Below are 3228 nucleotides of genomic sequence, written 5' to 3'. Positions count from 1 at the left end.
GCCTTGCCCAGCGCCTCCTCGTCCGGGGCGGCTTTCGCAACAGTGGCGAGCAAACTGACGAAAGCGCAGCAGAGCAGGCGGGCGTTGTTCATTCGGGGGCGGCTGTTTCTTCGAGGCCGCAACTCTCTCACGCCCATGTGTCTCGCATGCGAATGGCGGAGGCCCCCGAGAGAACCTGTGTTCGCCGCCGCACAGACACTGTGTGGTGGCACCGACTACAAAGCCACAAGGGCATCGCGCGGCCGTCAGGCGCGGTGCGGCGCAGCAAAAGGAGACATCGCCATGAACATCCACCTGGGTCTCACGCCCATCATCTCGCTACTGGCAGGCATCCTGATTCTGGTGATGCCCAAGCTGTTGAACTACATCGTCGCGGCTTACCTGATCGTGATCGGGCTTGTTGGCTTGTTCGGTGCCGGCCAGATGCACCTGAACTGATCCGCGCGGGTCAGGCGCGGATGGGCGCGATCACAACGTGTGACGCGCTCCCCTGCCGCGAGGCTGATTCTCAGCCGTTCGGGCTTTGCTTGCTGGCCCGCGCGCCGAACCAGTGCCGCCGCCTCTTCACCGGCGTGAACTGGACCGAAACCGCGTGTCGCGCGACGATGCGCCAGAGCGCCTCGATGCGCCGCACATCGTCGGCCGTCAGACGGGCTTGCTCGGCCTGCAACTCGGCCAACCCATCGGCCAAGGCCTTGATGATCTCTGGCGTGGGTTCGAACGACTCGATCAATTGCTCCAGCGTGTTCAGCTGGTCGGCAATCTCTTGATCCTCGACATGCAGGCTGTCGTGCCTTGGCGTGGTCGCATGGCCCTGGAACGGGTGGCGAAGAAGGCTCATGGGCGGTCGCTCCGAGTGAATCCCTTACATCGGTGCTTGCACTGCGATTGGCAGTCTCCCGCTGAGCGCTCCGGCTGGCAAGAAGCTGTGTGTGAACTGTTGCGAATCCGCCCGTCGTCAAGGCTGTGGATACAGGCTCACTTCATGAGCTTGTTGCAGCGTCCAATGTTCTCTTTAAGGGAGAACCACAATGACGATGAACAAGATTCGGTACGACGGACACAACGCCGCCAACAACGCTGCCGATACCGATTGGCAGCAGATTTCCGCACGCCGCGCACGGCGCGTGTTTGCTGGCCTGTACCTGCTGGCGGTCCTGTGCCTGCTCTGGTGCGCCCTGCCCATGCCAAGCATGCTCAGCACGGTGTCGTGGCTGCCAGTCATCGTGGCCGCGCAGGTGCTGGGCGCGATCGCGCTGCTGGGCTGGCTGCTAGTCTGGCCAGTGGCTCCCGGCGCGGAGGCAGGCGGTGTTGCCCCGTAGGCTCACGGGGCGTGGCGGCCGACGACAAGACCACCATGGTTTGCCGACCAGACGGGTGCGGGTGTGGTGGCCGGCGGTCTTTCGCCCCGGGTCGCGCCTGCGCCGTTCGGCCGTCCTCCTTCACAGCCGATGGTTCCGCAGACCGGAAGGCGCGCTGCACTGAACCTTCAGCGCCCGAGCGCCTGGGCCGGCCAGCCGGCATCGCGTCCCTCCGAGCGCAACCGGATCAGGCGCGCTCCGGCTGCGCGTCCAGCGTCAACAGATCGCGCCCGCCATGCGCCGCGCGCACCACGCCGCCGAGCACGAACTTGCCGGCGCCATAACGGATGGCTTCTGCGGCACTGTCGGGTTGGGACAGTGGGTCGCTGCGCGCGGCCGGCGAATAGCGGGCCTCGCCAGCCACGTTGCTGTCGGCGGTCATCTGGTTGGTCTCGTTGACGAACAGGCGGAACGGCTGCCAGTTGGCCTCGTTGTTGACCTCGTTGGCGATGCTCTCGCGCAGCGCGTGAATCTCCTGCGCCATGGTCTGCGGTGGCTGCGAGCCGCGCGCAGCGTGTTCCTGCACGCCGCGCTGCAGCACGTCCAGCCGGGCCACGAAGGCATTGATCGTCTCGGCGGCCTCGGTGCGCAGGTTCTTGCGCTCGATGAACGTGCGGTTCTTGCCCGGCGGCAGGTTGGCCAGCTGTTCCATGAAGGTGTTCAGCGCCGCGTCGCCGTTTTGCAGACGGCCGTCGGCACCGCGCTCGCCCAGGCGGGGCGTCCACTCGTCGCGCTTCGCGTTCACGAGCTTGAAGAAGTCGCTCTCGACCGACACCTCACGGTGCTTGAACGAGATGTTGGGGTTGATGCGGCCGTCTTCGGTGGTGAGCCGCACGAGCCCGTTCGACGCGCCGAAGATCATCTCCGACTCGACGCCGATCTTGCTGCGCGACAGCAGCATCACCGAGCCGCCGTCCTGCGTCTTGATGACGGGGTGGGTCACGCCGACGTCGGCACTTGCCATGCCCGTCGCCTTGCTCGCACTCGTGCCCTGGAAGGCCTGCGTCGCCCCGGCGCTGTCGCGAGCCTTGCCGCGGTTGAAGAAGGTGTGCTTCACGCCGACGCCAACCTGCGTGCCCAGCAGCGTCTTCTTGTCGTCCGGCCCGAGCCGGATGCCAGCCGTGCCATCGGCCTGCAGTGACCAGTTCGCCGATGTGGCGCTGCTGCGGTTGTAGCCGAATGAGATGTCCTGGTAGTCGCCCAGCGCGTTGACCACGCCCGTCCACATCTGATTCGCATTGGCAGGTTTCTGGGCGCCGCTGCCGGCCAGATCGAAGACGGTGTTGACCACCATCTCGGTCATGCGCTTCCAGCTGGGCGACTGCATCCGCGCTTCGTCTTCTGGCTTCAGGCGCGCGTGCTCGGTGCCTTGCTTGTTGGTGCGGACCATCAACCCGGTCGACGAGGCATGCGTGCCGCCAAGCCGCGCGATCGCGCCGACGCTGTAGTCGCCCAAGCCATCGGTGAGGCCCGCGCGCACGCCGACGCCGAGCGAGGCACCTTGGCGGGTCTCTTTGCCCAGGTAGAGCACGCCGGTGTTCGACGCCACGCCGGCGCGCAGCACGGTGGCCTTGGTGCGGTCGTACGACCCCTCGACCACCGGCGTGATGCCCACCGTGTGGTTGTTGACGCTGACGCCTGCCGGCGAGAAGCCGACGCGCCCGCTGATCGCGTTCTTGCGGCCATCGCTGTAGTCGGCAACATCGCCACTGGCCACGACCGAGATCAGCAACTCTCTCAAGACCTCGCGGCGCTCCGCCATATCGCCACGGTCGAACCTGCGCTGCATGTCGCCGAGCTCGCTGACGAAACTGCCCTTGCCCTGGAGCATGGCGAACGAATCGCGCAGCTTGGTCAGTGCTGGATC

The 3228-nt window shown here is 66.1% G+C and carries 4 protein-coding genes; 2 read left to right on the top strand and 2 right to left on the bottom strand.

Translation table 11 applies throughout. The features are described from left to right. Positions 1 to 282: 282 nt before the first annotated feature. The gene (locus tag AC1DYI_RS30495) at positions 283 to 438 is read left to right on the top strand and encodes a DUF3096 domain-containing protein (protein ID WP_477207865.1); all 156 of its coding nucleotides are present in this window, start codon (positions 283 to 285) and stop codon (positions 436 to 438) included. A 70-nt stretch (positions 439 to 508) separates the two neighbouring features. On the opposite strand, the gene AC1DYI_RS30490 is transcribed toward AC1DYI_RS30495, so the two are convergent. Continuing rightward, positions 509 to 841: a hypothetical protein gene (locus AC1DYI_RS30490; protein WP_477207864.1), complete on the bottom strand. Its 333-nt coding sequence runs from the start codon at positions 839 to 841 to the stop codon at positions 509 to 511. Positions 842 to 1031: 190 nt separating this feature from the next. Between AC1DYI_RS30490 and AC1DYI_RS30485 the strand changes: the two genes are divergently transcribed. Beyond that, positions 1032 to 1322, top strand: coding sequence for a hypothetical protein (locus AC1DYI_RS30485; protein WP_477207863.1), 291 nt, complete (start codon positions 1032 to 1034; stop codon positions 1320 to 1322). A 226-nt stretch (positions 1323 to 1548) separates the two neighbouring features. Here AC1DYI_RS30485 and AC1DYI_RS30480 read toward each other — a convergent pair. Continuing rightward, a partial coding sequence (locus AC1DYI_RS30480) for a hypothetical protein (RefSeq protein WP_477207862.1) occupies positions 1549 to 3228 on the bottom strand: 1680 nt, incomplete at its 5' end.

The organism is Ideonella sp. P3_A4 (genome assembly GCF_056403075.1).
The sequence above is the reverse complement of the archived record's forward strand: the minus strand, read 5'-3'. Positions and strand labels throughout refer to the sequence as shown.